The following is a 26,523-nucleotide window of genomic DNA, read 5'->3' as shown; positions in this document are numbered from 1 at the left end:
CAAAAGGGCTTAAATGCCCTTTAAATTTAAAGCTATTTCACCTATAATAAAGCCAAAATTTAAAAGGAAATTTTAGTGCTAACGATAGAAAATTTATATATTTTGGTGGCAGCTCTTGCGCTTATATGCGTGATACTAGCAGCTTTTTTGATAAGTGCAAATTTGAAAAATGCAAAACAAAGAGAAGCTTTAGAAAATTTACAAGATGAGCTAAAAGATAGCGAGCGGCTAAATATCGAGCAAAGAGCAAAGCTTGAAGCAAATAGCGACAAGATAGATGAGCTAGCTAAAAATTTAGATGAGTATAAAATTTCGCTCAGACAAAAAGATGAAAAAGAGGACAAGCTAGAGCGCGAGCTAAGGCGCCTAAACGAGGAGCTTGGCAGCCAGACAAAGATGGCTGAGATGGCAAGGTCGCTATCTTTAAATTTACAAAACGAGCTTGGTGCAAAAGAGGATGAGCTAAAAAGATCAAACGAGAGTGAAAACGAGCTAAAACGCGCTATCGTCGCACTAAAAAGCGAGATCGAGGCCAAAGAAAACATCCTAAGATCACAAGAAGAGAATTTAAAAAAGGTGAAAAACGAGCTAAATTTAGAGTTTGCAAACCTTGCAAATAAGATATTTGAAGAAAAAAGTGCAAATTTCTCAAAAAACAGCAAAGAGTCGCTTGAGCTCTTGCTAACGCCACTTGGAGAGAAGATAACAAGCTTTGAAAAGAGGGTAAATGACGCTCACAGCGACTCGCAAAAGAGCGCAGGCGAACTTAGTGCGCAGCTAAAAGAGGTGGTCGAGCTTGGCAAAAATATGTCAAAAGAGGCAAACTCGCTAAGCACGGCGCTAAAAGGCAGCAACAAGGTCCTTGGCAACTGGGGTGAGATGCAGCTTGAGCGCACACTGGAGGCCGCTGGGCTAGAAAAGGGCACGCACTACACTACGCAAGAGAGTTTTGACGTGAGCGGCAAAAAGCTCATACCTGATTTTGTCATAAATTTCCCAGACGACAAACAGATGATAATAGACAGCAAAGTCTCGCTCCATGCCTACGAAAAAGCAGTCGCTGCGGCTGACCTGGCGCAGAGCAAGCTAGCTCTTGGCGAGCACATCGCCTCAATAAAAAAACACATCGACGAGCTAGCTAAAAAAGACTACTCATCGCTTGTGAAAAGCCCTGATTTTGTGCTGATGTTTGTGCCAGTTGAGCCGGCATTTTTGGAGGCTTTGAAATTTGATCCAAATTTATTTAACTACGGCTACGAGAAAAAAGTGGTGCTAGTCTCGCACACGACGCTCATGCCACTGCTTCGTGTGGTGGCAAATTTATGGCGCATGGAGCATGGCAACAAAGAGGCAAAAGAGATATTAAAGAGTGCAAATGAAATTTATGAGAAATTTTGCACCGTCGCTGAGAAGCTAAACAGGCTTGGAAACTCGGTGAGATCGGTAAATGATAACTTCAATGAGGTCGTTAAAAGCGTGAGCGGTCAAGGTGGGCTTGATAGCAGGCTAGAGAAATTTAAAAAGATCGCTCTAAATCCCAAAGATACGCAGGTAAAAGAGTTTGAGGCAAGACCTAGAGAGATATCAATAACTAACATTAATGTAAAAAATGATCAAGGGTAAAACTTATAGTTACTATTAATTTTGTATCTATATTAATTTTTATTAGAGTACTTATGGCATGAAAATGTGTTGATGCCTATGTTTAAAATTTAACTAAACTATCAAAGCTTTTTACTTTCAAAATAGTAGCTAACTTTATAGTAGCTAACTTTGGCGTGCATGATCTAAAGTATTTTGAGCTAAAAGCTAAGATCTTTGACCTTATAAATGGCGAAGATAACGAGGCCCGATACGCTATTTAATAAATTTTAAATATATTTTTAAATTTTAAGCTAGTATTAACTTTAGCGTGAAATTTATGTTATAAAGATTTACTACAATTACACACAAAGCAAATCATTTTTGTTATTCCTTTTACTGATTTAAGCCTTGGTTTTTGCCAAGGCTTTTTCTAAATTTTATAAGCTTTATGAGTAGAGTTTATAAAATTTATCTAAAGGAGATGTTATGAAAAAGACTTTGAGTTGTGTTGCACTAGCCTCTGTGCTTTGCTCGAGCGCTTTTGCGATAGGCGGTCCAAGCGGAGCTAAACTTGACTACGCTATCACTGGGCAGATCGGCGAAGTAGTGGTAAATCCATACGACACAGCGCCACTTACAGCAGTCATCAAAAATGGCGGCTACACACTAAGCAACGCTAAGGTCACTATCGTGCCAAAACAAGGTGGTCAAACTATAAGCTACAAAGTGGCTGACAAGCATCTTCGCACACATGGCGGCATCCCAGTTTTTGGCATGTATCCTGACTATCAAAACACCGTTGAGGTCGAGTACGACAAGAGCTACAAGGGCAAGACAGAGCATATAAAAGAGAGCTATAAAATTTACGCTCCAGCTATCTACCTAGAGAGCGCTGGCACGCCAAATCAAAAGGGCGCGCTATTTGACAAGATCGAGGTTACTAAGCCAGCAAGTGCTAAATTTGCAAACCGCCTCTACTATGTAAATAACTTTGTAAATAAAACAGGCAAGGGCACAAAAGTCGTTTGGAACAACCCAGCTGGCGGTGCGATCGAGTGGAACTACAGCCCAAATAACTTCATCCTTGATACAAAAGGCGAGGTTAGATGGTATCTTGAGCCAAGTAAAATTTACGATCTTAAACAGCCATTTCACGCTGGCGTAATGATGGGCTTTAAGCAAAATGACGATGGTGCTATGACTTGGGGATACGGCCAAAGATATGCAAAATACGACATCATGGGTAGAGAAATTTTCAACCGCGAGCTACCAGCTAGCTACAACGACTTCTCTCACTCGATGGACGTAGCACAAAACGGGCACTACTTCTTACGCGCGGCAAACGCTGACTACAAAAGGGCTGATGGCAAAAACGTAAGAACAGTACGCGACGTCATCGTTGAACTTGACCGCGACGGCAACGTAGTTGATGACTTTAGACTATATGAAATTCTTGATCCTTACCGCGATATCGTGCTAAAAACGCTTGATCAAGGCGCAGTTTGCTTAAACATAGACGCTAAAAAAGCAGGCCACACAGCAAGCTCTGATGAGCTTCAGTCTATGGATACGCATGATAAATGGGGCGACATAGTAGGAGCAGGTCCAGGACGCAACTGGGCGCACGTAAATAGCGTGGATTACGACCCAAGCGACGATAGCATCATCATCTCAAGCCGCCACCAAGACGCAGTTATCAAGATCGGCCGTGACAAACAAGTAAAATGGATCATGGGCGCTCACAAGGGCTGGAGCGATAAATTTAAAGATAAACTACTTCAGCCAGTTGATAGCAAAGGCAACAAGATCGTCTGCGAAGATGAGTACTCAAAATGCCCAGGATACGAGAGCGACAAAGGTGGCTTTGACTGGCAATGGACGCAGCACACAGCATTTAGGATAGATAACAAGTCTAAAAAAGGCGAAATTTATCTAAGTGTATTTGACAACGGCGACACAAGGGGCATGGAGCAACCAGCTATCGCTGGCATGAAGTACTCTCGTGCGGTCGTTTATAAGATCGATGAGAACAAAAAGACCGTTGAACAGATCTGGGAGTACGGCAAAGAGCGCGGCAAAGAGTGGTATAGCTCGGTTACTAGCCTTACGCAGTATCAAGATGACCTTGATAGCGTGATGGTCTATTCAGCTGTTGCTGGCATGCAGTTTGACATCGCAAAAGGCCGCCCAGTAGGACTTCCTAGCCCACACATCGATGAGTTTGAGTGGGGCGCAAAAGAGCCTAGCATCGAGATAAAGATGACAAATGCTATGGGCTATCAAGCGTTTCCATTTAGCTTGCAAAAAGCGTTTGAAAAATAAACCATCCTAATTTTACCCTTTCTCGGTTTTGAGAAAGGGTTTTTAAAATTTAACTTCTAAATTTTAAAGATCAACTGTTATCGTATTTTCTATATCGATCTTTACAGTCATTGGAGCTGAGAGCTCGCCAGTGTCGTCGTTTAGCACCCTAACTAGCTTGCTTTCATATCTAGTGTAGCCAGCTTGTGCGCCACTTTGATCACTTGAGACGCTAAAGCCATCAAGTGAAAGCGAATTTCCGCTTGTGTTGCCGTTTGTAAATTTAAGCACCACATCCTTATCGTCTGTGATATCAAGAACGTCTTGCGCGTTTATGTTTTTGATATGTACGCCAGAGCCGTCACCGCTGATACCATTGTAGCTTACGCTCTGTGTTGTGTCAAATGAAATTTCTTCTATGTTATTGATCTTAGCGTCGAGCTCGCCGTTAGCAAGTGTTCTAAAGTCGATAATCTCAGCCTGTCCTTGCGTGGCAAGCTTTAGCGTGTCATAGCCTTCGCCGCCATCAACTACGCCATTAAAGTTGTTCGCGCTCATTATTATCGTGTCGTCACCGCTTCCGCCATTTATATGGTAGGTGCCTTGCTTGCTGATAGTTATTATCTCGTCATTGCCAGCTCCACCATCGATATTTAAATTTTGCCTTACATTTGTATAGTAGCTAGTTGTCGGTCCTGCTGATAAAACATCATCGCCGTCACCTAAATATATGGTGGCATTTGTGCCGCCAGCTCTATCTGAGATAAAGACTTCATCATTGCCGCCAGCTAGATCGATCAGGTTGTTTCCTGCTGCGTTTATAAAACTTACATAATCAGCATTATCGCTTCCAAGCACGGTATTGTCAGCTTGTGAGATGAAAGACTCATCTTTATCGTTTATCCCCCACGCTGACCCCGCGTCTGAAGACGACCTACCGCCTATTTTTACCTCTATGCTAGATGAGTGGCTGCCGTCTACTACATTGTGACCAGACACTGCGTAAAGGCCGGCATTTAGCCTGCTTCCGCCAGACAAGATGGTGTTATCACCGCTTGTAGCATCGCTCTCGATAGAGGCGCGAAATGTAGATTCATTTGTCTCAAAGCTTATGATATTGTTGCCTGAAGCGTTGCCAAGTGCTACGGTGTCATCAACAAAAGGATCACCAGGTGCTATATCATCGCCGCCGCCTAAGACGACGTTGTTGCCTGATGAGCCACCTAATAGTGCAAATTCCCTTCCGCCTATTCTTAGATCGACTAGGTTATCGTTGGTTGTGTTTTTTATATCCATCCAGTCAAGGTGATTAGTCGCAACTGCCTTGTTTGTCTTGTCTAAAAAGCCATCTGGCATTTTTTTATCGCTCCATGAGTACTCTTTGGTAAAAATTTCGTTATCATAAGTAGCGTTTTTAGCTATCTCGATCTTAGCTTTTGCCTCATCAACCCTTGCTTTTACGATATTTGCTATATCAGACTCTGTGGCTGCAAATTTGGCAAATATCTCTTTATCAACGTGTAAAATTTCTATCTCATCAGGGCTTGCTGTGCCGCTTGTACCAGCATCTGCGTAGCCTGATACAGAGCTCACGCTTGGCGCCTCGCCTCTTGATATGTCGCTTAGATTTTGAAAATTTGCATTTATGTTTGAGTAGTGACCACCTTGAGCAAAGCTAGCTGCTCCAAGACTAACGCCACCACCACTAGCGTTACCGCCAGCTTGGTTTCCACCAGCTGCTGTCTCTTCTAAATTTGTTAAATTTTCACCTTTTAAGATGGCTTGTTGTAAGCTAGCAATCTCATCTTTGCCGCTACTTTGTGTGTTAGAGCTATCATCTGCAAAATTTGTAAGATCGATACGCTTTCCAGTAAAAACTTTGTCCGCTCCACCCACTTTGGCAACTTCAACTTTAAAATTTACATCATCTGAGATAATAGTCTCATTTTGTAAGAGTGTGTCACCCACGTTTAGTGTTCTTTCTTCTTTAGTTAGGTTGTTTATAACCTTTGCATTTTTGTCTGAAATGCTTTTAACCACTCCTATAACACTTGCCATAAATTCCCCTTTTATGTAGTTTTTTAGCTTAATTATAGCTTTTTGAGAATATGTCACAATTGTACTAGAGTACAATATAACGTTATATTATAAAATGTCACAAATAGTTTCTTAAATAGATATAAAATGCGTAGTATTAGGGATATACTTTGAAAGATATAGCAAAATTAACAAAATAAAAAAGCAACAAAGTGTTGTAATATGAGGTAAATTTTTCTAAAAATAAAATTTAAATTTTAAAATTTATAATCTCAAAGCCTCTCGCATAGAAATTTCTATCTTTTTCTCATCGAGGCTGCTGTTATAAAATAAATTTAACGCTAAAACCGCTTGGTACAAGAGCATATCAGCTCCGTCTTTGCATGCTAAATTTTGGTTTTTAGCCTCTTTTAAAAATGGCGTTTGCTTGCCGTATATCACATCAAATGCAAATTTAGCGCTTTTTAAAATGCCATCTAAAATCTCTTTTGGTGCTGGCAAAAGATCGTCTTTTAGCCCTGCTGAGGTTGAATTTACCACCAGATCAAATTTATGCTCTTTATAATCATCCCAGCTAAAGCACTCATAGTGATCTTTAAATTTATCAAGTCTTGCCTTGCTTCTATTTAGTATGCAAACATCTATGTTTTGTGATTTAAGTGCGTAGGCTAGGGCATTTGCGGTGCCTCCAGCTCCAAGGATGATGGCGCTTTTTGCCTCTTTGAAATTTGATATCGCTTTTAAAAAACCAGGTGCGTCAGTGTTGTAGGCATAAATTTTCTCATTTTTTAGTACTAAAGTGTTTGCAGAGCCTATTTTACGTGCTGCTTCTGAGGCGTCGTCGGCTAAATTTAGAGCAAATTCTTTGTGCGGGAGTGTGACATTTGCGCCGTTTAGTTTTAGGGATTTAAATTTATTGATTAGCTCATTGCCATCTTTTAGCAAAACCCTTGTGTAAAGGGCATCAAGAGCTAGATCGGCAATGGCTTTGTTGTGTAGTCTTGGAGATACCGAGTGAGCTATCGGATCTCCAAAAACTGCGAAGGTTTTCATTTTGCCCTAAAGACAAAAGCGTCTTTATTGACATCTTTTCTTATGTCATTTACAGCTTTTTGTAGCCCTTTTTCATCAAATGGACCAACTAAAATTTTAGTTAGCTCGCCAGCTTTTATAGTTTTGTAGCTATAGCCTTTGGTTGCTATTTTTTTCATGTAGTCGGCATTTGGGTTAAATTTACTAGTTGCAAATACTTGAACATAAGAGCCTTTTACGACGCTCTCAGCTTTTGCTGGGGCTTCAGCTTTTTTCTCTGCTTTTTCAGTTTTTGTAGGAGCTTCAGCCTTTTTTTCTACCTTTGTTTCAGGTTTTTTCTCAGCTTTAGTTTCAGGTTTTTTCTCAGCTTTTGCCTCAGTTTTAGCTGGCTTTGCTTCAGGCTTTTTCTCTGCTTTAGCTTCGCTTTTTGTTTCAGCTTTTTTAGCTGGAGCCTCTACCTTTGCCTCAGCTTTTTTAGGTGCTTCAGCTGGTTTTTCAACAGCTTTTACTACCTCTTTTGGCTCTTCAGTTTTAGGAGCTGATTTTGCACCTTCTTTATCTTTTAGCTTTTTGATCATATCTTCAAAATCATCTTGTTGCTTGTTTTCAGGCACGATAGGTACTTGCTCGAAAAGCTGAGTATCGCCTTTTTTAACATCTGAATTTGTATCTTGTGCAGGCACCTGCGTATCGACTGGTTGCTCTGCTGGTACTGGAGGCAGAACTAGTCTTGAGTCGGCTTCATTTTGTGCTTGTGTCGAGTCGCTTGAGTTTATAAGCTTCATGGCTACGATGATGATTAAAAAAAGTATAACAAGAGCTGCTATAAACATAAGAAGTTTCTTTAGTTTTGCGCCCTTTGCCTCATCATCTTTTTCTAAAAGTATATCTTTTAACTCTTCGTTTTCCATTATTTCTCCTTACATATATTTTGACCAACTTGCCCCACGCTCTTTTTGATAGAGGTTATATGGCAAAGTTAGGATATTAAATTCTTTTGGCATATCTTGATTTGGGAACATTCTCCACTCTTTGGCTAACTTTTGTGAGAGCTTTGCGCTTAGCATATTTGCAAGCGTGCAAGCTTCATTTAGCGTAGTGTGACCTTTATGCACATAAAGGTGCAAATGTCCTGGCGTCTTGGTCTCGTAGGCTGTGAAATTTATAAAGCCTTCTTCTCTTAAAAGAAGCTGAGCTCTATGCCAAAACCTATCTGGAGTTCTGCCGTTGTAGTCAAAGACTATATTTTCGACCTTGTCACTTGCATTGATTAGCGAGTGGGCGATTATAGCTTTGCCCTCCTCATGCTCTTTCATGACACTATAAGTTAGTGGTTCGTTGATCTTTTCAAATTTATCAAAGAAAATTTTACCCTTGTACTCTATCTTATTGACGATCGTGTCACGTTTGATGTAGTAGTGGGTCGTTATTATCTTTATAAGAGATGTATCAATACTTTGCATCAAAATGTCGCTTTATCGTAGATTATAAATTTATGAGCAAGATCGACTAGTTCGGCTTTTGTCTTCTCTTGCAAAGAGGTGTTGTTGATGTCGCTTAGAACATCGGCGATCTTGTTTGCTATTAGCTCAAATTCAGCCTCTTTCATGCCGCGAGCTGTAAGAGCTGGGCTACCTACACGTATGCCGCTTGTGATAAACGGACTTCGTGTCTCGCCTGGGACCGTGTTTTTATTTACTGTTATGCCAGCATTTCCAAGAGCGATATCAGCGTCTTTTCCACTAAATTCGCGATTTAAGAAGCTCATTAAGATTAGGTGGTTATCGGTGCCGCCACTTACTAGATCAAAGCCTCTGCTAATTAGCACTTCGCCAAGTTTTTTAGCGTTTGCTTTTACTTGTTTAGCATAAATTTTCCACTCAGGGCTAAGGTTGTGTTTAAAGCCAACTGCCTTTGCAGCGATGACGTGAACTAGTGGTCCGCCCTGGATGCCTGGGAAGATAGAAGAGTTTATCTTTTTAGCGTACTCTTCGTTATTTGTCATGATGATACCGCCTCTTGGGCCTCTTAGAGTTTTATGTGTAGTTGAGCTTACGACGTCGCAGTGCGGGAAAGGATTTTGATGCTCACCGGCTACTACAAGGCCAGCGATGTGAGCAACGTCTGCAAAGAGTATCGCGCCAACAGCATCAGCTATCTCTCTAAATTTCTTAAACTCGATCTCTCTTGTGTATGCGCTAGCGCCACAAACGATCATCTTTGGTTTTACTATCTTTGCGATATCCATAACTCTATCGTAGTTTATGCGACCATCAAGCTCTACGCCATAAAAGAAGCTCTCATACATCTTGCCAGAGCTGCTTACCTTTGCGCCATGAGTTAGGTGTCCGCCGTGGCTTAGATCCATGCCTAAAATTTTATCGCCCGGGTTAAGCAAAGCACCATAAACGCCTTGGTTTGCCTGAGAGCCTGAGTTTGGCTGAACGTTTGCAAATTCACATCCAAAGAGCTCTTTACATCTATCGATGGCGATCTGCTCGATCTCATCGACAAATTCGCAGCCACCATAATACCTTTTTCCAGGGTAGCCTTCGGCGTATTTGTTTGTTAGGATTGAGCCCATCACTTCCATGACTTCTGGATATGTGAAATTTTCACTAGCGATCATCTCAAGGTGATCACACTGGCGTTTTAACTCTAAATTTACTAGGTCGTAAATATCTTTATCGTAGCTTTGCAAACTCATTTTTCGTTCTCCTTTGTCTCAGTTTTTAGTGGCCTCATCGCCGGGAAGAGGACAACGTCGCGTATTGATTTTTTATCTGTTAAAAGCATAACAAGTCTGTCGATGCCTATGCCTTCGCCTGCAACTGGTGGCATGCCGTATCCTAGGGCTTTTACATAGTCTTCGTCCATCTCGTGAGCCTCGTCATCGCCTGCGTTTTTAGCATCGATTTGAGCCTTAAAGCGGTTGTATTGATCGATCGGATCATTTAGCTCGTTAAAGCCATTTGCTAGCTCTCTACCAGCGATAAATAGCTCAAATCTCTCTGCCACATCAGGATTTGTGTCGCTTCTTCTTGAAAGCGGGCTAATAGAGATCGGATAGTCTATGACAAAAGTTGGATGGATGAGCTTACTCTCTACGTAGTTGTCAAAGAGTTCAGCCTGTAAGTGGCCAAGGTCAAGCTTCTCGTTTGCCTCAAAGCCGTCAGCTCTTAGTTTTGCTAAAATTTTATCCTTGTCGTTTACCACATCCTCAGCAAGCCCGCCTATCTCAACTAAGGCTTTTTTGTAGCTTATGCGTTTAAATGGCTTACTAAAATCAATTTCCATGCCGTCAAAATGTATCACTTTTCCCATATCTAGCTTGTCTAAAATGACATTAAATAAATCCTCTGTGATGCCCATTAGATCGTGGTAGTTGTGGTATGCCCAGTAAAACTCTATGCTTGTAAATTCAGGGTTGTGGGTTAGGTCCATACCCTCATTTCTGAAGTTTCTATTCATCTCATAAACAGCTTCAAAACCGCCAACTATAAGGCGTTTTAGATATAGCTCAGGTGCGATCCTTAGGTATCTCTCAACTCCAAGAGCGTTGTGAAATGTCACAAATGGTTTTGCATTTGCGCCGCCAGCTATTGGGTGAAGCATTGGAGTTTCAACCTCTAAAAAGCCCTTATCCTCGAAAAATCTGCGAATCGTGCTAACGATAACCGAGCGGCGTTTAAAATCAGCCCTAACCTCGGGGTTCATTATCATATCGAGGTATCTTTGGCGATATCTTGTCTCAACATCAACTAGCCCGTGGTACTTCTCTGGAAGCGGACTTATCGATTTTGTAGCTAAGCTAAGCTCATTTACATGCATTGAAAATTCGCCAGTTTTTGTTATAAAAGCGTAGCCTCTAACATATACGATGTCGCCTATTTCTACATATTTTTTAACGATTTTAAACCACTCTGGGTCAAGTGTCTTGTTACTAAAATAAATTTGTAAATTTCCATTTTCGTCTTCGATGTTTGCAAAGACCGCTTTACCAGCGTCACGGATCAGCTTTATCCTGCCTGCAAGGCCAACTAGCTGCCCCTCTGCTTTTTTCTCTTCTGTATCTTTTATATAGTTAAATTTAAGTCTAAATTTAGAGATATTCATATCTCTTCTAAGAAAATGTGGATATGGATTTATACCTAAATTTCTAAGCTCGTCTATGCTTTCTAATCTTTGAATTTCGTGTTGGTTGTCAAATATCACCTTACTTTCCCTTTATATTATTTTTTGAACATTTTTCGCAAATTCCATAAAGCTGCATCATGTGACCAGTTAGTTTAAAGCCATGCTCTTTTGCGATGCTTATTTGCCTTTTTTCTATCATAGGATCTTCAAATTCTATGATAAGGCCGCATTTTCTGCATATCATGTGGTCGTGGTGTGGCTTTGTGGCAAGCTCAAATTTCTTGCCTTGTGAGCCAAAGCTGATAGATGTTACCATCTCTGATTCTTCTAGTAAATTTAGCGTCCTATAAACAGTTGCTATGCCGATATTTAGCTCAGGATAGGTTTCTTTTATGAAAAGATATAGCCTCTCTGGCGTAAAGTGCTCGTCGTTGTTATAAAGCGTTTTTAGTAAAATTTCACGCTGTTTTGTATATTTTAAACCGTTGTCGCGAAGAACTCTTTTAAATTTCTCAAGCAAGGCATCATATTCTAAATTTTCTATCATTTTTCTTCCCCTTTAGTGACGTTTGTGTCGGTGTTTGTGCTCGCATTTGCATCCATTGATATAAATGCATCACTCTTGTTTGTATCCTTTGGTCTTACTACCATCTCATCTAGCTCATTTTTGATGTTTTTCACATCGATATTTGTTATCCATCTACCAGTTTCAAGTAGGAGCGGATAGACCTTGCTGTTTGTGAAGTATGGCTCGATCATTTTATTTAGCGAAGTGCCTGACATTACGGCGACGACTGCTGAAAATGTGAGGAAAATTTTGCCACTTCCCATGACAAATCCACCAAGCCTATCTAAAAAGCCAAGGCCGCTTACTGAAACTATCTTTGATAAAAATTTGCCAACTAGCAGACAAACTAGCCAAAAAACTAGCCAAAGTCCGATAAATGCGACAAACTGTAAAAATGAAGGATTTTCAAATTTATAGATATTTTTGCTTATGAAGCTCTCAGCTACATCTGAAAATCTACTAGCGACAACTAGGCCGCCAATAAGTCCGATAAGCCCAAATGACTCTTTTATAAGCCCGTTTATTATGCCTTTTACGCCAAGTATCAGGACAAGGGCGATGACGATAATGTCAAACCAAGTTACTAAATCCATCATACAGTTCCTATTAAATTTTGAAGTTCTTGCTGGCTAGTCGAGTAGGCTAGCGCGTTTTCTTTTGTGATCAAGCCCTCTTTTAGTGCTTTCATCAGGGCTTGAGTCTGCGTACTCATGCCGGTTTGTTGCTGATTTAGCTGCATTTGAGAGTAAATTTGATGTACTTTGTTTTCGCGTATCAAGTTTGATATCGCCATGTTATTTATCAAAATTTCATGCACAGCGCACCTTCCGCCGCCTATTTTTGGGATCAGACTTTGTGAGATGACGGCAGTTAGCGAAACGCTAAGCATATTTCTTACTTGAAGCTGCTCGCTTCCATCAAAGCTATCAACGATCCTATTTATAGTTTGTATAGCCGAGTTTGTGTGAAGCGTGCCAAAGACTAGGTGTCCAGTCTCAGCTGCTGTAATAGCCGTAGAGATCGTCTCTCTATCCCTCATCTCGCCCACAAGTATGATATCTGGGTCTTCGCGAAGTGCAAATTTTAGTGCCTTTGAGTAAGAGTGCGTGTCGGTGCCGATATTTCTATGTGAAAATAGGGCTTTTTTGTTGTTATGCACAAACTCTACTGGGTCCTCAACGGTGATGATGTGCTTTCTATAATTTAAATTTATCTCATTAAGCATCGCAGCAAGCGTCGTTGATTTACCACTGCCTGTTGGTCCAGTAACTAGGATAAGGCCCTTTTCACGTTTGATGATATATTTAAAAATTTGTGGTGCATTTAGATCATCAAGCGAAGGGATGTCGATAGGTATGATACGAAAAGCTGCGGCTAGATCGCCATTCATCGTGTAGTAGTAGTTGCCACGAAAGCGGCCGATATTTGGAAGCTCAATAGCAAAGTCAAGCTCTTTATTGTTTTCAAGCTCGCTCTTTTGGGCGTCTGTGATTAGAGCGTAGCATAAATTTTCTATATCTTTGCCACTTAGCACGCCAAATTCAAGCGGTCTTAAAGTGCCATCTATCCTTATCTGAGGTTCAGACCTTGAGACTAGGTGGAGGTCACTGGCTTTATTGAAAACAACGGTTTTTAGAAGCGTTTGGATGTCACCAGAGAGATTGCTCTCCGATGCTTTGGCTTGAGCGTCCGAGCTTTGCGCTCTTAGTTGTTCGATTAGATCCATATTTCACTCTATGATCTTTGGCACGGCAAAGAAGTGTCCCTCGCGTGAAGGGGCGTGCTTTAAAATTTCATCGACAACGTTACTTAAATGTGGCTCATCTTCTCTTAATGGAGTGCCACCTTTTATAGAGCTAACTACAGCCTCATCGCTGCTTAGATCGAGCTCGTTTAAAACATCGACAAAAGATACGATTTCACTTAATTGCTTCTTGATCTCTTCTCTTTTTTCATCATTAATTTGTAATGCGGAGAGTTTTTCTAGTTTATTTAAGAGAGTGTCGTCTATTTGCATTATTAAGCAACCTTTTAATTGATTTTGAGGCATTATATCACATTCAAGCTTTAATTTTGGGCTACTTTTAATTTAATTATGCTAAAATCTGCGAATTAAAATTTTTCAAAAGCAAGGAAAAACGTTGGCTATAAAAGAAGACTTAACCGAGATAAAAAAAGAGATCGACGCCCAAGAGCAGTTTCTTGAGAGTATGATCAAGGGAGAGCGTTTTTTTAGGAAATACAAAACTTTACTGATCGTGCTATGCGCAGCAGCGATCGTTGCAGCTGTTGGCTTTTATGCGAGCAAAATTTTAAATGACAACAGAGTCGAAGAGGCAAATTTGGCCTATTCAAAGCTGATTTTAAACCCAAATGACGCAAATGCTTTAAGTGTTTTAAAAGAGAAAGAGCCAAATATGTATGCGCTTTTCTCACTTGGGCAAATGCTTGATAAAAACGATACAAAGGGCATTAGCGAGCTTGCAAATTTACAGATAAATCCTCTTGTAAAAGATATCATCCTTTCACAAACTGGCAACGCAAATTCTGAAATTTTAAAAGAATATAACGCGCTTTTAAAAGGTTTTGAGCTCTTAAAAGAAAACAAGATCAAAGAGGCAAATGTGGAATTTGACAAGATCGCACTCGACTCACAACTACAAACTTTAGTTAAAAATTTAAAACACTATCAGGGAATAAAATAATGAAAAAACTTACACTATTCTTGGCTTTTGCCTTGGCTTTAGTTCTAAGCGGATGCGGCACAAAAAGACAATATTTTGAGCCTGCGCAAACTTCTGGCGAGATATCTTTATCAAAAGATCTTCCTTCTTACATCAAATCAGCAAATGCAAACGGCGCGACGCTAGCAAACGGCAATATCGTCACAAAAACTGGCCTAAACACAAGTGTTACTTTGCCTGAAAATTTCAACTTTTTAAATGAAGAAAATGGCTTTATCATCTCAGCTAGCATAAATGGCGATCTAAATGTGACTGATCCTAGCGGACACAGCGTTTATAGCGGTAAATTTCCAACTGCGATCGTAGCAGCTTCGCTTGACCACAACCAGCTTGCAGCGATCAGCGCGTCAAACCACATCTATCTTATCGACACAAACACCGCAACTACGATCATGGAGTATAGCTCGTCTGACATCGCAGCAGTAGACTCAAGAGTTGTTGCGCCTTATTTTATGAGCTCGCTCATCGTCTATCCAGCGCTTGATGGTAAAATTTACATCGTGCAAAAAGATACTGGTAGAATTTTGCGCGACGTTGTCGTAAGCTCTGAAAATTTCTTTAACAACATCATATTTTTAGGCGTTGAGGGCGATAACCTAATCGCAGCAACAGCTAAAAAACTAATCGTCATCAACCCAAGCCAGACAGTTTATTATGACGGTGAGATCAAAGACGTGTTAGTTCATAACGATGAAATTTACATCTTTAAAAAAGATGGCACGATAGTAAGAACAGACCTCATGCTAAAAGAGCAAAATAAGGTAAATTTCAAATTTGCTATCTTCTCAGCGGCTACTATCATCAACAATAAGCTTTATGTCATCGAAAAAACAGGCTATGTTATAAAGACAAATTTAGACCTTAGCGGAGCTGAAATTTATGAATTTAGCGACGAGATAAAAGATAAAAGCTTCATGGGTAATGGCGCATTTTACTACGATAACGAGTATGTTAATCTAGGGCAATGAACCAAAAAATTTGGGAGCTTTTTGAAGCTAAAAAGATCTTGCTAAGGGATCTAAAAAGGCTTGAGCTTAGCGAATTTACCAAGAAACGCTCGCTTGAGGCGTTTTTTGGTGTCGATACAAAAAATTTCTACGAGATCGTTTTTTTAAGGAGTGCAAAGAGCAGGCTTTTGCTCAAAGAAGCCAGCGAGATAAATGAAATTTGCACTAAATTTGAAGAGAAATTTCAAACCAAGATCAAAAAACGTGTGATCTTTTACAACTCTCAAATTTGCTCAAAATCCCTAAACTACTTCAAAGAAGAAGGCTGGAGCTGTTATGATTTTGTGTGATATCGGCAATACCAACGCCTCTTTTTTGCAAAATGGCAAGATCACACACGTAAAAGTTAGTGAATTTAAAAACTATAAGCCAGACGAAAAGGTCTATTTTATCTGCGTAAATGAAGAAATTTTGCGCATGATAGATAAGGACGAAATGTTTGTAAATTTAGAGCCTTACTTTGAGATAGACACGATATATCAAGGTCTTGGTGTAGATAGAAAAGCAGGTTGCTATATGATAAATGATGGCGTTATAGTAGATGCTGGAAGTGCCATAACCGTTGATATAATGGCAAACTCACTTCATCTTGGCGGCTACATCTTGCCAGGCATCGCAACTATGTTAAATGCCTATAAAAGCATCTCGCCACGCCTTGATGTGACACTAAATTCGCAAATAGACATCGATGCGTTGCCTCAAAAGACGAGCGACGCTGTGAGTTATGGCATCATAAAGCCCATTATCACGCTCATTTCAAAGCTAGCAGGCAGCAAAAAAGTCTATTTTACTGGCGGAGATGGTGACTTTTTATCTAAATTTTTTAAAAATGCCATTTGCGACAAGATGCTGATCTTTCGTGCCATGCAAAAAATAATCGATGAGAAAAAGGATATTTTAAAATGATAACAGTAGCCTTGCCAAAGGGCAGGATCGCAGAAGATACACTTGAAATTTTTAGAAAAATTTTTGGTTCGAGCTTTATGTTTGAGGATAGAAAACTCATCCTTGAAGAGGGAAATTTTAGATTTTTAATGGTTCGCAACCAAGACATACCAACTTACGTCACCGAAGGCGCGGCGGATATCGGTGTGGTCGGTCTTGACGTGCTTGAAGAGCATAAGCCAAATGTAGTGAGGCTGCTTGATCTGCAAATAGGCAAGTGCAAGGTCTGCATCGGCATAAAAAACGAAGATGAACTTGATTTTTCAAGGTCTGAGCTAAAGATCGCTACAAAAATGCCAAATATCACCAGAAACTACTTTGCCAAGCTTGCCGTTGGCGTCAAGATCATCAAGCTCTATGGCTCGATCGAGCTAGCACCACTTGTTGGGCTAAGCGACGCGATCGTCGATGTGGTAGAGACTGGCTCAACCATGAAGCAAAATGGACTAAAAGTGGCTGGCGACATCATGCAAAGCTCAGCCTATCTGATCGCAAATAAAAATAGTTTTATCATCAAAAAAGATGAAATTTTGGAGCTTTATCAAAAGATAAAAGATGAAATTTCAAAGTAAAATTTGAAATTTCGGCTTCTAAATTTAAAAACGCCTAAATTTATCCACTCTGAAGCTAATAAATTTAAGTGCATAGGATATTAAATTTATGCCGCTTACTTTATTTAAATTGTAAAAATATTTCGTTTTTCTAGGCTATTGCAAAAGATTGCTATTAAAATTTGAGCTAAGTAAGATAGAAAAAGTAGTAGCTGCTACTAAATTTACAAGTTAAATTTGAAGTTATTTGATTGGGTGTAGCAAGATGCGCGTTTTTGATTGGGTTTGTGTGTTGCTATGATAGGTTTTAGTTTTATAGTCAAATTTTATTTTGGAGTGAAGAAATTTGATGTAGATGAGGCAGGTTTAAATTTAAAAAACTAATTTTACAGAAGTTACTTAAAGCAAAGCATTTAAATTTCAAAACCTATTTTTAAAAAACTTGCTATTAAAATTTGGGCAAATCAAAAGTTGTAACCGCCACTAAAGTTACAAGTTAAATTTGAATATTTTTATTGAGTGGGCAGGCAAGCTTTGTTGTTGAGCTTATGTCCTACTATGATAAATTTTAAATTTTATTTCAGACTGACTAAATTTTATATAGATAGGCTGGTTTAAATTTAAAAAAACAGAGTTAATTTTGCAGAAGCTGTTTAAGGTAAAGCATTTAAATTTCAAAGCCTAATAAATTAGCCTAAATTTTACCGCCAAACATCTCATACATCGCTTTTTCCTCACCCCAAAGCTCGTGGTGCTTTTTGATAGATGATTTGATAGCGTTTATGAGATAGAGCACATCCTCTTTTGTGTGCGTGTAGTGCATGCTCACCCTTACAAAACCTGGCTTTTTCTCCAAGATCTTATTCTCTTTAAGCCTCAGCAGGTCAAAAGCATAGGGCCCAGCACACATCACACCAGCGCGGCTTTGTATGCCGTAGTTGTTGCTAAGTGTTGCGGCAAAGTCATAAGGCGAAATGTCTCGCACATTAAATGAAAAAATAGGCAGTTTTTCTGCATTTTTAGGGCCATAAATGGTGATCTCATCGATGCTGCTAAGCTCTTTTTCAAAGAAATTTGCCAGTTCATCTTCGCGAGCTTTGATGTTTTCTAATCCGACGCTTGCTTGTAAGTTATAGGCTAGACTTGCTCGCACCAGCCCCAAGATAGATGGCGTGCCAGCCTCTTCAAGCTGCTCGACATTTTTTATAAAAAGGTGCTTTGATGGCGTCGCAAGTGCGATGGTGCCGCCACCTGCAAAGCTTGGTATATCGCTTGTATAAAGCTCTTTTTTGATCGCTAAAAGCCCACAACTCCCAACTCCGCCAAGTAGCTTGTGAGGCGAGAAAAAGGCTGCGTCAAAGTATGCGGCGTCTAAAATTTCATGCGAGCTGGTTGCTGCGCAGTCAAATGCCACCACTCCGCCAAATTTCTTAACGAGCGAGTAAATTCTCTTGTAGTCAGTTTTCACTCCCGTGACGTTTGAGGCGGCGCTAAAGCAGGCGATGATCTTTCTTTTTGCGTTTAGTTTTAGCGTCCTCTCAAGCATCACGTAGTCTATCTCGCCATTTTCATCAAGTCTGATGCGCTCGCAGTCGCAAAGCCCCTCGCGAAAGCTGATCTCGTTTGAGTGGTGCTCGTATGGCCCCACAAGCACTAGTGGTAAATTTACGCTTCTTAAATTTGCTTCGCCGATCAAGGCTCTTGTCGTTGGCGGCAGATAAATTCCCATTATCTCCTGAAATTTCTTTATCGCAGCCGTTGCGCCTTGGCCTGTTGCTATTAGATAAAAGCTCTCATCAAGCCCCAAAAGCTCTTTTAGCTCGGCTCTTGCGTTTTCGTAGCGTTTTTGCGTTAGCACAGCACTTGAGCTGCTGTCTGAGTGAGTGTTTGCGTAGGTTTTTAAAAATTTTGAAATTTCATCTTCGATAGGCGCATAGGCAAGGCCTGAGGCCGTGTAGTCAAAATAGTAAATTCCATCTTTTAAAATGATATTTTTTCTTACTTCATCTATGGTTGGCACGATTTTCCTTTTGGTTAAAAGCGCGATTATAATGAAATTTTGTATAAAGTGAGGTTACAAGCGGGCAGGGCGCCCACTCGCGTCTGTTTATTTGTTTAAGAAGTTTTTCTCTAACCACTCGTTAGCTTTTGCTTCACTCTCAAATCTTTGGCTCTTAGCAACTTGGTTTGCACCCTCGTAGAAACGGATACGAATGCCGTCTTGAACGCTATCGATCTTGATTCTAGTGATCTTATCTTTGTTTAGATAAGTCCTGTCATTTAGTTTTACATACATGTTTTTCTCCTTTTAAAAATTTGGTTTATTTTTTATCGTTTTTCTTCTCGTCTTGTTTTAAAAATAGCTCTTTAAAGCGCTTATTTGCATAGTCTTCGATGTCATTTTGAAGCTGTTTATAGGCGTTTATGAGCTCATGGGCTCTATCATTTAGCGTGGTGCCAGCACTATCTCCGCCACCTTGCTTGGTCGTAAAGAGATCTTCTTTTAAATTTTTTTGCAAAATTTGTAGATGCGACCAGCATTTTTTATAGTTCATACCTAAAATTTCAGCCGCCTTTGATATCGAGCCAACCTCGGCTATAACGTCTAAAACCTCGGTTTTACCCTTGCCAAATATAAGCTCGCCCTCGTCGTTTTCTATCCAAGTCTTTGTCTTTACTCTCATCTTTTTGCCTTTCTTTTCCTTAAAACAGCCTAGCTGACAGTACTTCACGTCAAAGCCGTAGTCTCTAAGCGTCGAGCGCATGGTCTTTAGCCCGCCGTTAGCCGCCGCCATCTCTCTTGCATCTTTGCAAAAAACTCTGCCCTTTTCGTCGCTCACTTCTTTTAGTTTTAGTGACAATGTAAATTTACCGCGGTCTTTATCTAGGGCGCCAAACTGCCCAAGCTCGCAGTTGTCTATCTTGATGCCAAGTCTGGTTGCCTCGTCGCTTACCTCGCCGACTTCTATGCCAAGCTTGTTTGCGATCTTAAAAGCCGTACCACAGTCAAGTTTGCCACTTTTATTTAGCGTTTGTTTTATTAGCTCTTCTAAATTTTTACTCATAAATTCTCTCTTCACCGCTATAAACGTTGATATTTTCGCCCCTTGCAAAGCCGCAAAGCGTCAGCTCAAATTTACGAGCGATCACCACTCCAAGGCTAGTTGGCGCTGTCCTTGAGATAAGCGCTGGGATGCCGTGCATAACAGCCTTTGCGACCATTTCCGAGCTAAGTCTGCCACTCACCATCAAAAATGAATTTGCTAAGTTAGCTCCGTCTAAAACGGCCTTGCCAACGGCTTTGTCGATCGTGTTGTGCTGAGCGATATCCTCGCCTATATAAAATTTATCTTCGCTCACAAAAAGCTTTGCCGTATGCACGCAGCCAGTCATCTCATAAAGCTCGCACTGCGTGTAAAACTCCTTCATTTGAGCAAGGATCATATCTTTGTTAAATTTAGCCCCGCTTTTTACGGCTCTTGCCGCCATCGCCTGTGGGTCGATATTTGCCGTTGAGCTTCTGCCACAGCCACTTATTATGACCTTTTCTTCGTCAAACTGCTCTAGCCGTTTTTCGTTCACTTTGGCGCTTACATAGACGCTTAGCTCGTCGTTTGAGAGCCTAACTTCAGTTATGTCTTCTGGCTTTGTGATGACATTTTCGCTGATCAAATAGCCCACAGCAAGCGCCTTTTGATCCGTTGGCGTTGCCATAACAGCACCAAATTTTTTGTCATTTATGTAAATTTCAAGCTTGATCTCACGCACCAAAATATCATCAACCTGCGCTTTTTGCTCACCCTTATATTTGATGATCTGCGTTTTATAAATCGGTTCCATCTTGCTCCTTGAAGTTTTCACAAATGATAGCCCAAAAAGCTAAATTTAATTTTGGATTGTAGTAAAAACTTGCTTAAACAAAGCAAAAAGCTTAAACGCATTTTGATACGAAATAAACGTTATTGTAATTAAAATTTGATATGCAAAATAGGCATATTTCTTAAAGTATAAAATTAGAGAAAATAACAAATTTTATAGGTGCAAAAAGCACCTATAAAATTTACGCTTTTAATTTTAGTCTGTCGCCAGCGTAGTAAGCGATCTTCCAAACAGTAGTTTGTTTTAGGTTCTTTTCACCATAACCTCTTGCAGCAACTCTGTCATTATAGATTTTTTCGATCACATCTGACTCGCCAACTAACAAAGCTTTTGTAGAGCACATCGCAGCACAAACTGGCACCTTGCCCTCAGAAATTCTATCTTGTCCATATACTTCGCGCTCTTCTTCACTATTAGTTGGTAGCGGACCGCCTGCACACATGGTGCATTTATCCATTACGCCTCTTGCGCCAAAGGCACCATCTTTAGGGAATTGTGGCGCACCAAATGGGCAAGCATATAAGCAGTATCCACAACCTATGCAGATATCTTTATCGTGAAGCACGATGCCATCAGCTCGGATGTAGAAACAATCAACCGGACAAACAAGCGAACAAGGCGCGTCTTCGCAGTGCATACATGCGATTGACGTTGAAATTTCTTTACCTGGCACACCTTCATTTAGCGTTATAACGCGGCGTCTTCTAACGCCGATAGGCAACTCATGAGCTTCATCACATGCTACTGCGCAGCCGTTGCAATCAATGCATCTATCTGTGTCGCAGTAAAATTTAAGTCTATTGTTATCGTTAAATGCGCTCATATTATGCCCTTTCTATGCGGCAAAGACCGCCTTTTGTTTCTGGAATTTGAGTGACTATGTCATATCCGTAGTTTGTTACGGTATTTGCGCTCTCGCCAACTGCAAAAGGTCTTGTTCCCTCAGGGAAATTTCCAGTCATATCAACACCTTGCATATATCCAGCCCAGTGGAATGGCAAGAATATAGTATCTGGTTTAACCGATGGTACGATTCTAGCGCGTACCTTGATCTTAGTGCCTTCAGGTGAATGAACCCAGACGAAGTCCCAGTTTTTGATGCTATGCTTTTTAGCTAGCTCTGGGTGGATGTCTGCAAACATCTCAGGCGTAATGCGTGATAGATACTTGCTAGCACGCGTCTCCATACCAGCACCGCTGAAGTTTACAAGGCGTCCCGTAGTTAAATTTATAGGGAATTCTTTTGAGAAGTCCTTACTTTGTTGCAAGCTTTCAAATTTAGTATCAACGCGGTATTGTTTTGCTTTATCTTTAAAGCTTGGATACTTCTTGGCTAGATCTGGTCTTGGTGAGTGGATCGGCTCTCTATGCTGAGGGATCTGATCAACAAATGTCCAAACTATCGCTCTAGCACGTGCATTGCCATATGGAGCTATGCCCTTTTGCATACATTTTTCAGCGATTATGCCACTGCCATCAGTAGCCCATGTAGCGCCCATTTTTTCACGCTCTTCATCTGTAAGTTTTATGCCAAGAACCTCTTCGATATTTTTCTTAGTTATCTCAGGATATCCGCCATTTACCGCGCCTTGCTCTGGAGCAGAGCCCATTGCAGCAAGCTGATTAACGCCGTTGTGCTCTAAACCAAAGCGGTTTCTAAATCCCATACCACCTTGCATTACTGGTTTGCTTATATCATATAAATTTGGACTACCAGGGTGCTTTTCCGTCCAGCAAGGCCATGGCAAGCCGTAATACTCACCAGCTACGTCAGTGCCCTCTTTGCCCATAAGAGTTTTTTCATCAAATTTATCCCAGTTCTCTTGGTGACGTTTTAGGCGCTCAGGTGTCCAGCCTGTAAGTCCGATGCTTTTTACGATATTTGCTATCTCGCGGGTAGCAGCTTCTGGCCACTCTATCTTGCCATCGGCATCTCTTATAGTGCGAGTTAGCTCATCATAGAAGCCTATGCGTTTAGCTAGTTCAAATAAAACTTCATGATCTGGCATGCTCTCATAAAGTGGCTTACATACTTGGCTTCTCCATTGACCACTTCTGTTTGTAGCTACGACTGTGCCGCTAGTTTCATATTGAGTTGCTGCTGGGATAAGATAAACTCCATCTTTTTTATTAGTGATAACGCCAGCATCATTTACAAATGGATCCATAAGCACTAAAAGCTCAAGTCCGTCAAGACCCTCTTGAACCTTTGCTTGTTGTGCAGTAGATGTTATGCCGTTACCTATAACTACAAGAGCTTTTAGGCTATCGCCTGCGTTTTCGATAGCGTCGTTGCCATCTTTGCCATCAAGCACGCCAGCCCACCAGCGAGCTAGGGTAAATCCAGGCTTCATCATCCACTCTGGTTTTACGAAATTTCCTTGTAGCCACTCGTAATCCACCTTCCACATTTTGGCAAAATATTTCCATGTAGCTTCGTTTTTAGCGTAGTATCCAGGCAAGCTATCAGGTGCGTTTGCCATGTCGCTAGCGCCCTGAACGTTGTCGTGGCCTCTTAAGATGTTACATCCGCCGCCACTTACGCCCATGTTGCCAAGCACTAGTTGTAAGATCGGAGCTATACGAGTATTTGAGCTGCCTATTGTGTGCTGAGTTAGACCCATCGCCCAAACGACTGAGCCAGGGCGGTTTTTAGCATAAATTTCTGTGATCTCTTTTAGCGTTGCAGCGCTCACTCCAGTCACATCTTCAACGACTTCTGGTGTCCATTTTGCAGCCTCTTTACGGATCTCATCGATGCCGTATGTGCGCTCATCTATAAATTTCTTATCTTCCCAGCCGTTTTCAAAGATGAGATTCATCATGCCATACATAAATGGTATGTCTGTGCCTGGGCGAATTTGTGCGAAATAATCAGCCTTTGCAGCTGTTCTTGTGTATCTTGGATCGACAACGATTAGTTTTGCGCCATTATTCTCTTTCGCTTTTAAAAAGTGTCTAAAGCCAACTGGGTGATTTACCGCTGGATTTGCGCCGATTATAAAGATAGACTTCGCGTTTTGGATATCTCCAAGGTGATTTGTCATAGCTCCATAACCCCACGTATTCGCCACACCGGCGACTGTTGCGCTATGTCAAATTCTTGCTTGGTGATCTAGGTTGTTTGTCCCAAACATCGCAGAGAATTTGCTTATGTAGTAGCTCTGCTCGTTGCTATCTTTTGCTGATCCTAAAAACATTACTTGCTCTGGATTTTTCTCGCGGTAAGCTTTTAGCTTTGCACCGATCTCGTCAAGTGCTTGCGTCATAGAGATGCGTTGCCACTTGCCGCCAACTTTTTTCATCGGATATTTTACACGGCAGTGTGAGCGCACCATATCGATAACGTCTGCACCTTTACAGCAGTGACCACCAGCACTTACTGGGTGATCTTGTGCTACTTCTTGACGTACCCATGCACCATTTTCTACCTCTGCTAGCACTCCGCATCCTACAGAGCAAACTGTGCAGACAGTTTTTACTATTTTTGAGTCTGGAAATGGGTTTGCCATCTCTTGAGCTGTTGCTTCTCTTGTGACATTGCTTGCTGCAAAGCCGGCCGCTCCACTAGCACCTGCTAATGCAGCCATTTTTAAAAACGATCTACGGCCGATGTTGTTTGGCGTAGCGTTTAATCTAGCTTCAGACATTTTCATCCTTTCTTAAATTTCTATCAAATTTTATTTTGCTTGTTTGTAGTAAAGTTCCCAGTTTTTGCTTCTTTTGTAAAGCACCTCGGTCTTTTTACTCTTTCCTGATTTTAAATTTTCATTAGCATTTGCTGCTACCGCACCACTTGCTGCCACAGCGCCAACTAGACCGACTTTTTTTAGAAATTCGCGTCTATTTTGCATATGTACCCTCCGTTCTTAGTTTTCTTATCCTATTTTTTTCTCTTCTTATGCTTTCAGATCTTGAAAGACCATCGCTCTTTTTGTGGTCTATCTTGACTGGTTTTGGTGAGTTTAGTGCTATGCGCTCAAAAGCTATAAATTCGTTTAGCAAAACGGCCACATCCTTGTAAATTTCACTATTTTTATGCTCATATAAATTTTCTATAAACTCATCAATGTTTGGATTTATAATATTTTTAAAAAGCTCCTCTTCGCACTCGTCAAATTTACCGATAAACTCGTTCATAAGTGTAAAGACAAAGCCCACATTATCTTCATTCTCTTTAAATTTACTCTCATCTCTTCTGATGTTTGTCTTAGCCAAAATTTTACGCACATCAGCGCAAGCATGACCCACTTCATAACCCTCATCGTAAAAAGAGAGCGAGTTTCGAAGCGGACTTGGCGGAGTGTGAAAAATGTCATCAAATTCGGTGATCAAATTCTCTGGATTTTTTTCATTAAATTTACTTTTTATATTTGCAACAGCTCGCGATACTTCATCATTTAGGCTGTATTCTTCTATGAGATCAAGCATTTTACTAAGGCCATCAAATCTCTTTTCATCTTCACTAAATACGAAGAATTTAGAGAAAGTAGCGTAGTAAAGTTTTCTGCCAGCTGCAAATTCCTCTTTTGTGCTCACCTTTTTCCTTAAATAGTTTTTTAACGACACTGAAACTATACAATTAATTGCCTTATTAATGTGGCTTAAAATAAAATAAATTAGAAAAGTTAAAAAAAGCTTAAATATGCCTTAATTGCATATTTAAAAACGCCATTTTTAGGGAGTTATATAAGATATGATTTTTTAGCAGGATTATTAAAATTTAGCTATTTTTTGATATCCATTTTTATTTTTGGGCTAAATTTAAAGAGTGGGAGTAAATTTTACTCTAAAGCTAGCATCGAGCCATCTTCAAATTCTAAAAATACCCTCTCGCCAATCTTTAAAATTTCATCATCGTGGCTAAAAATTTTGATCAAAAAGTCGCCAACTTTGACCTTCAAAAGCTTTTCATCGCCCATATAAAGCGAAGCTGAGTGCAAAATCCCTGAAATTTGACCCTCTCCACCTGTTTTAGAAATTTTTATCTTGCTTGGGTTGATCGTTATCTTGCTTTTACCTTTAAAATTTGAAGCTAAATTTAGCCGCACGTCACCACCAAAGCTTAGCACGCCACCTTCTATCTCGAAGATGTTTTTGTATTCAAACTCGCAGACCCTGCCTTTGTGCAAAAACACGCACTCATTTGCTAGCATGCTAAGCCACTTCTCGTCGTGACTTGCGATGACAAAGCCGCAGCCATATCTCTCGTGCATCAAATTTATAGCCTTGCTAAAGAGCTTTGAAGTGGCGATATCAACGCTATTTGTCGGCTCATCAAGCAGATAAAATGGCACCCTTAAAGAAAGTGCAAGTGCAAATGCGATGCGCTGCGTCTGACCAGAGCTTAGCTCAAAGTGGCGCTTGTCTAAAAATTTCTCATCAAGTCCCACAAGAGCGAGTGCTTCGCTGGTTCGCTCCTCAAATTCGCTTAGTAAATTTCTACTTTTTAAGATGACTTTGAAATTTTCTCTAACGCTTCTTTTTAAAAGGGCAGGCTCAGGCAGTAAAACGCAAATTTTACGCAGCATTTCAAGGCTTGGTCTATTTTCTCCCCAAAGTGAAATTTCGCCGCTATCTGGGCTTTGCAGGCGTGAGAGCACTCTTATTAGCGTGCTTTTTCCACTGCCATTACTACCCATTAGAGCGGTTATTTTTTTGGTATTTATATCAAGGCTTGGGATATTTAGGATCTCGCTTTTGCCGTAGCTTAGGTGTAAATTTCTTATCTTTATCAA

General features: G+C 40.5%; 26 protein-coding genes. 7 read left to right on the top strand and 19 right to left on the bottom strand.

Annotated elements, in window-relative coordinates:
- The first annotated feature begins 75 nt into the window (after positions 1 to 75).
- Together rmuC and HMPREF1019_RS06000 are read left to right on the top strand one after the other, a co-directional pair.
- Positions 76 to 1,623: a DNA recombination protein RmuC gene (gene rmuC, locus HMPREF1019_RS06005; RefSeq protein WP_009294816.1), complete on the top strand. Its 1,548-nt coding sequence runs from the start codon at positions 76 to 78 to the stop codon at positions 1,621 to 1,623.
- Between the two features lie 447 nt (positions 1,624 to 2,070).
- On the top strand, positions 2,071 to 3,906 hold the full coding sequence (locus HMPREF1019_RS06000) for an aryl-sulfate sulfotransferase (RefSeq protein WP_009294815.1): 1,836 nt from the start codon (positions 2,071 to 2,073) through the stop codon (positions 3,904 to 3,906).
- Positions 3,907 to 3,969: 63 nt separating this feature from the next.
- Here HMPREF1019_RS06000 and HMPREF1019_RS05995 read toward each other — a convergent pair whose 3' ends face one another.
- From HMPREF1019_RS05995 to gatC, 10 genes are all read right to left on the bottom strand, one after another.
- The gene (locus tag HMPREF1019_RS05995; protein ID WP_009294814.1) at positions 3,970 to 5,943 is read right to left on the bottom strand and encodes a hypothetical protein; all 1,974 of its coding nucleotides are present in this window, start codon (positions 5,941 to 5,943) and stop codon (positions 3,970 to 3,972) included.
- Positions 5,944 to 6,186: 243 nt separating this feature from the next.
- Entirely contained in the window at positions 6,187 to 6,975 is a 789-nt protein-coding gene (locus HMPREF1019_RS05990; protein WP_009294813.1) for a shikimate dehydrogenase, read from the bottom strand.
- Complete coding sequence (locus HMPREF1019_RS05985; RefSeq protein ID WP_009294812.1) at positions 6,972 to 7,865, bottom strand: SPOR domain-containing protein; 894 nt, start codon at positions 7,863 to 7,865, stop codon at positions 6,972 to 6,974. The genes HMPREF1019_RS05990 and HMPREF1019_RS05985 overlap by 4 nt, the downstream gene beginning before the upstream one ends.
- Before the next feature lie 9 nt (positions 7,866 to 7,874).
- On the bottom strand, positions 7,875 to 8,417 hold the full coding sequence (locus tag HMPREF1019_RS05980) for a DUF1882 domain-containing protein (protein ID WP_002941307.1): 543 nt from the start codon (positions 8,415 to 8,417) through the stop codon (positions 7,875 to 7,877).
- Positions 8,417 to 9,661, bottom strand: a complete 1,245-nt coding sequence (locus tag HMPREF1019_RS05975; RefSeq protein WP_009294811.1) for a serine hydroxymethyltransferase — start codon at positions 9,659 to 9,661, stop codon at positions 8,417 to 8,419. The genes HMPREF1019_RS05980 and HMPREF1019_RS05975 overlap by 1 nt, the downstream gene beginning before the upstream one ends.
- The gene (lysS, locus tag HMPREF1019_RS05970) at positions 9,658 to 11,166 is read right to left on the bottom strand and encodes a lysine--tRNA ligase (protein ID WP_232210185.1); all 1,509 of its coding nucleotides are present in this window, start codon (positions 11,164 to 11,166) and stop codon (positions 9,658 to 9,660) included. Before lysS ends, HMPREF1019_RS05975 begins: the two co-directional genes overlap by 4 nt.
- Positions 11,167 to 11,170: 4 nt before the next feature.
- A complete protein-coding gene (locus tag HMPREF1019_RS05965; protein WP_002941362.1) occupies positions 11,171 to 11,638 on the bottom strand; it encodes a Fur family transcriptional regulator in 468 nt (155 codons plus the stop codon).
- On the bottom strand, positions 11,635 to 12,252 hold the full coding sequence (locus tag HMPREF1019_RS05960; RefSeq protein ID WP_009294809.1) for a CvpA family protein: 618 nt from the start codon (positions 12,250 to 12,252) through the stop codon (positions 11,635 to 11,637). Before HMPREF1019_RS05960 ends, HMPREF1019_RS05965 begins: the two co-directional genes overlap by 4 nt.
- Positions 12,252 to 13,385 (bottom strand): type IV pilus twitching motility protein PilT, encoded by a 1,134-nt coding sequence (locus HMPREF1019_RS05955; RefSeq protein ID WP_009294808.1) that lies wholly within the window; start codon positions 13,383 to 13,385, stop codon positions 12,252 to 12,254. The genes HMPREF1019_RS05960 and HMPREF1019_RS05955 overlap by 1 nt, the downstream gene beginning before the upstream one ends.
- A 3-nt stretch (positions 13,386 to 13,388) precedes the next feature.
- Entirely contained in the window at positions 13,389 to 13,676 is a 288-nt protein-coding gene (gene gatC, locus HMPREF1019_RS05950; protein WP_002941258.1) for an Asp-tRNA(Asn)/Glu-tRNA(Gln) amidotransferase subunit GatC, read from the bottom strand.
- A gap of 124 nt (positions 13,677 to 13,800) precedes the next feature.
- On the opposite strand from gatC, the gene HMPREF1019_RS05945 reads away from it, so the two are divergent.
- From HMPREF1019_RS05945 to hisG, 5 genes are read left to right on the top strand one after another with little or no spacing between them, the layout of a single operon-like run.
- Complete coding sequence (locus tag HMPREF1019_RS05945) at positions 13,801 to 14,364, top strand: hypothetical protein (RefSeq protein WP_009294807.1); 564 nt, start codon at positions 13,801 to 13,803, stop codon at positions 14,362 to 14,364.
- Positions 14,364 to 15,371 (top strand): L-seryl-tRNA selenium transferase, encoded by a 1,008-nt coding sequence (locus HMPREF1019_RS05940; protein ID WP_009294806.1) that lies wholly within the window; start codon positions 14,364 to 14,366, stop codon positions 15,369 to 15,371. The genes HMPREF1019_RS05945 and HMPREF1019_RS05940 overlap by 1 nt, the downstream gene beginning before the upstream one ends.
- Positions 15,368 to 15,700, top strand: a complete 333-nt coding sequence (locus HMPREF1019_RS05935) for a hypothetical protein (protein WP_009294805.1) — start codon at positions 15,368 to 15,370, stop codon at positions 15,698 to 15,700. The genes HMPREF1019_RS05940 and HMPREF1019_RS05935 overlap by 4 nt, the downstream gene beginning before the upstream one ends.
- Positions 15,687 to 16,316, top strand: coding sequence for a type III pantothenate kinase (locus HMPREF1019_RS05930; protein WP_009294804.1), 630 nt, complete (start codon positions 15,687 to 15,689; stop codon positions 16,314 to 16,316). The genes HMPREF1019_RS05935 and HMPREF1019_RS05930 overlap by 14 nt, the downstream gene beginning before the upstream one ends.
- A complete protein-coding gene (hisG, locus tag HMPREF1019_RS05925) occupies positions 16,313 to 16,927 on the top strand; it encodes an ATP phosphoribosyltransferase (RefSeq protein ID WP_002941288.1) in 615 nt (204 codons plus the stop codon). The genes HMPREF1019_RS05930 and hisG overlap by 4 nt, the downstream gene beginning before the upstream one ends.
- 673 nt (positions 16,928 to 17,600) lie before the next feature.
- Here the strand turns inward: hisG and HMPREF1019_RS05920 are convergent.
- The 9 genes from HMPREF1019_RS05920 to tupC all read right to left on the bottom strand — a co-directional run bounded on the left by HMPREF1019_RS05920 (position 17,601) and on the right by tupC (position 26,523).
- Complete coding sequence (locus HMPREF1019_RS05920) at positions 17,601 to 18,926, bottom strand: aminotransferase class V-fold PLP-dependent enzyme (protein WP_009294803.1); 1,326 nt, start codon at positions 18,924 to 18,926, stop codon at positions 17,601 to 17,603.
- Between the two features lie 87 nt (positions 18,927 to 19,013).
- Positions 19,014 to 19,202 carry a hypothetical protein gene (locus tag HMPREF1019_RS05915; protein WP_002941192.1) on the bottom strand — a complete coding sequence of 63 codons (189 nt, stop codon included), beginning with the start codon at positions 19,200 to 19,202 and terminating at the stop codon, positions 19,014 to 19,016.
- Between the two features lie 25 nt (positions 19,203 to 19,227).
- On the bottom strand, positions 19,228 to 19,971 hold the full coding sequence (locus tag HMPREF1019_RS05910; RefSeq protein ID WP_009294802.1) for a winged helix-turn-helix domain-containing protein: 744 nt from the start codon (positions 19,969 to 19,971) through the stop codon (positions 19,228 to 19,230).
- Positions 19,964 to 20,746, bottom strand: coding sequence for a formate dehydrogenase accessory sulfurtransferase FdhD (fdhD, locus tag HMPREF1019_RS05905; RefSeq protein WP_009294801.1), 783 nt, complete (start codon positions 20,744 to 20,746; stop codon positions 19,964 to 19,966). Before fdhD ends, HMPREF1019_RS05910 begins: the two co-directional genes overlap by 8 nt.
- 220 nt (positions 20,747 to 20,966) lie before the next feature.
- Positions 20,967 to 21,608: a formate dehydrogenase FDH3 subunit beta gene (gene fdh3B, locus HMPREF1019_RS05900; protein ID WP_009294800.1), complete on the bottom strand. Its 642-nt coding sequence runs from the start codon at positions 21,606 to 21,608 to the stop codon at positions 20,967 to 20,969.
- A 1-nt stretch (position 21,609) separates the two neighbouring features.
- On the bottom strand, positions 21,610 to 24,435 hold the full coding sequence (locus tag HMPREF1019_RS05895; RefSeq protein ID WP_232210174.1) for a formate dehydrogenase subunit alpha: 2,826 nt from the start codon (positions 24,433 to 24,435) through the stop codon (positions 21,610 to 21,612).
- Between the two features lie 30 nt (positions 24,436 to 24,465).
- On the bottom strand, positions 24,466 to 24,639 hold the full coding sequence (locus tag HMPREF1019_RS05885) for a twin-arginine translocation signal domain-containing protein (RefSeq protein ID WP_002941238.1): 174 nt from the start codon (positions 24,637 to 24,639) through the stop codon (positions 24,466 to 24,468).
- Entirely contained in the window at positions 24,629 to 25,324 is a 696-nt protein-coding gene (locus HMPREF1019_RS05880; RefSeq protein WP_009294797.1) for a TorD/DmsD family molecular chaperone, read from the bottom strand. Before HMPREF1019_RS05880 ends, HMPREF1019_RS05885 begins: the two co-directional genes overlap by 11 nt.
- A gap of 245 nt (positions 25,325 to 25,569) precedes the next feature.
- Positions 25,570 to 26,523, bottom strand: a complete 954-nt coding sequence (gene tupC, locus HMPREF1019_RS05875) for a tungstate ABC transporter ATP-binding protein TupC (RefSeq protein ID WP_009294796.1) — start codon at positions 26,521 to 26,523, stop codon at positions 25,570 to 25,572.

The organism is Campylobacter sp. 10_1_50 (assembly GCF_000238755.1).
Classification (GTDB): domain Bacteria; phylum Campylobacterota; class Campylobacteria; order Campylobacterales; family Campylobacteraceae; genus Campylobacter_A; species Campylobacter_A concisus_R.
This window is presented reverse-complemented; position numbering and strand designations above follow the sequence as displayed.

Excerpts from the sequence above, each read along its gene's own strand:
- HMPREF1019_RS06000 (WP_009294815.1), top strand. The coding sequence starts at position 2,071 with ATGAAAAAGACTTTGAGTTGTGTTGCACTAGCCTCTGTGCTTTGCTCG.
- HMPREF1019_RS05995 (WP_009294814.1), bottom strand. The coding sequence starts at position 5,943 with ATGGCAAGTGTTATAGGAGTGGTTAAAAGCATTTCAGACAAAAATGCA.
- HMPREF1019_RS05990 (WP_009294813.1), bottom strand. The coding sequence starts at position 6,975 with ATGAAAACCTTCGCAGTTTTTGGAGATCCGATAGCTCACTCGGTATCT.
- HMPREF1019_RS05985 (WP_009294812.1), bottom strand. The coding sequence starts at position 7,865 with ATGGAAAACGAAGAGTTAAAAGATATACTTTTAGAAAAAGATGATGAG.
- HMPREF1019_RS05980 (WP_002941307.1), bottom strand. The coding sequence starts at position 8,417 with ATGCAAAGTATTGATACATCTCTTATAAAGATAATAACGACCCACTAC.
- HMPREF1019_RS05975 (WP_009294811.1), bottom strand. The coding sequence starts at position 9,661 with ATGAGTTTGCAAAGCTACGATAAAGATATTTACGACCTAGTAAATTTA.
- HMPREF1019_RS05965 (WP_002941362.1), bottom strand. The coding sequence starts at position 11,638 with ATGATAGAAAATTTAGAATATGATGCCTTGCTTGAGAAATTTAAAAGA.
- HMPREF1019_RS05960 (WP_009294809.1), bottom strand. The coding sequence starts at position 12,252 with ATGGATTTAGTAACTTGGTTTGACATTATCGTCATCGCCCTTGTCCTG.
- HMPREF1019_RS05955 (WP_009294808.1), bottom strand. The coding sequence starts at position 13,385 with ATGGATCTAATCGAACAACTAAGAGCGCAAAGCTCGGACGCTCAAGCC.
- gatC (WP_002941258.1), bottom strand. The coding sequence starts at position 13,676 with ATGCAAATAGACGACACTCTCTTAAATAAACTAGAAAAACTCTCCGCA.
- HMPREF1019_RS05940 (WP_009294806.1), top strand. The coding sequence starts at position 14,364 with ATGAAAAAACTTACACTATTCTTGGCTTTTGCCTTGGCTTTAGTTCTA.
- HMPREF1019_RS05935 (WP_009294805.1), top strand. The coding sequence starts at position 15,368 with ATGAACCAAAAAATTTGGGAGCTTTTTGAAGCTAAAAAGATCTTGCTA.
- HMPREF1019_RS05930 (WP_009294804.1), top strand. The coding sequence starts at position 15,687 with ATGATTTTGTGTGATATCGGCAATACCAACGCCTCTTTTTTGCAAAAT.
- hisG (WP_002941288.1), top strand. The coding sequence starts at position 16,313 with ATGATAACAGTAGCCTTGCCAAAGGGCAGGATCGCAGAAGATACACTT.
- HMPREF1019_RS05915 (WP_002941192.1), bottom strand. The coding sequence starts at position 19,202 with ATGTATGTAAAACTAAATGACAGGACTTATCTAAACAAAGATAAGATC.
- HMPREF1019_RS05910 (WP_009294802.1), bottom strand. The coding sequence starts at position 19,971 with ATGAGTAAAAATTTAGAAGAGCTAATAAAACAAACGCTAAATAAAAGT.
- fdhD (WP_009294801.1), bottom strand. The coding sequence starts at position 20,746 with ATGGAACCGATTTATAAAACGCAGATCATCAAATATAAGGGTGAGCAA.
- fdh3B (WP_009294800.1), bottom strand. The coding sequence starts at position 21,608 with ATGAGCGCATTTAACGATAACAATAGACTTAAATTTTACTGCGACACA.
- HMPREF1019_RS05885 (WP_002941238.1), bottom strand. The coding sequence starts at position 24,639 with ATGCAAAATAGACGCGAATTTCTAAAAAAAGTCGGTCTAGTTGGCGCT.